Origin of the sequence: Pedobacter yulinensis, assembly GCF_003029735.1 — a bacterium.
Lineage (GTDB): Bacteria > Bacteroidota > Bacteroidia > Sphingobacteriales > Sphingobacteriaceae > Pedobacter > Pedobacter yulinensis.
The window spans coordinates 854,398-855,330 of the sequence record NZ_KZ686268.1 but is presented as its reverse complement, the minus strand read 5'-3'; the positions used below and the strand labels follow the sequence as shown (position 1 = coordinate 855,330).

Genomic DNA, 933 nt, shown 5'->3' with positions numbered 1-933 from the left:
TTGGAAGAAGAAGTATTCCGGAATGGATAATCAGGAACTTCGTCGTTTAAAGGAGCTGGAAGAAGAAAACCGTCGGTTAAAGCATATGTATGCGGAACTAGCTCTTGATAACAAGATTCTAAAAGACGTGTTGTCAAAAAAGTTCTAAAGCCCTGCCAGCGCAAAGACATGGCTGCTTATGTGATCGCCCGGCATCATATCAGCATCAGCAGGGCCTGCAAGATTATATGCTTGCCAAAGTCCATGTATTATTATACCAGGATCAAGCGGATCAGGACTGATAACGGGCCAGAGTTTATCAGCAGGGAGTTCCGGGACTGGTGTGGCGTTAAAGTATTGAGGTTCAGTACATCCAGCCAGGCAGACCTATGCAAAACGGCTATATCGAACGTTCTAACAGAACCTTTAGGGAAAACATCTTGGACGCTTACCTATTTGAAGACATTAACCAGGTACAGGTATTAACCGATGAATGGATGGAGGATTACAATTACAGCAGACCACATGAAGCTTTGGGAGGTATAACGCCAGACCTGTACAAGCGGCTAAACTGTGGAGATATTGAAAACTCTATCGAGTTTCCAACATCCACACAGTTCCAACAACAATAATTATATTTTTGAATTAAATAAGTCTATAAAACACCAGTCCGAACTAAGGGAGGGTTACACCTGCATAGACGGGTTAAAGGGCTTTCCTGAAGCTGTGGAAGCTATCTTTCCAAAGACCAGGGTGCAGCTTTGCATTGTCCACTAGATCCGTTCGTCTATGCGCTATGTTCCTGAGAAAGACAAAAAGGCCGTAATGGCCGATATGAAACCTATCTATCAGGCAAATAACGAACAGCAGGGATATGAAAGACTGCTGGAGTTTGAAGAAAAATGGGGCAAGAAATATCCCCTGAGCTGCAAGTCATGGCTGGGCAACTGGGTA

Annotated in this window: 1 protein-coding gene and 2 pseudogenes; all 3 read left to right on the top strand. The window is 43.9% G+C overall.

The window, feature by feature from the left end; translation table 11 throughout:
- Positions 1 to 157 (top strand): annotated as a pseudogene (locus C7T94_RS19725) (transposase); the annotation flags it as partial.
- A 178-nt stretch (positions 158 to 335) separates the two neighbouring features.
- Complete coding sequence (locus C7T94_RS03840; RefSeq protein ID WP_262503096.1) at positions 336 to 611, top strand: integrase core domain-containing protein; 276 nt, start codon at positions 336 to 338, stop codon at positions 609 to 611.
- A pseudogene (locus C7T94_RS19720) lies at positions 553 to 933 on the top strand (transposase); the annotation flags it as partial. The gene C7T94_RS03840 and the pseudogene C7T94_RS19720, both read left to right, overlap by 59 nt.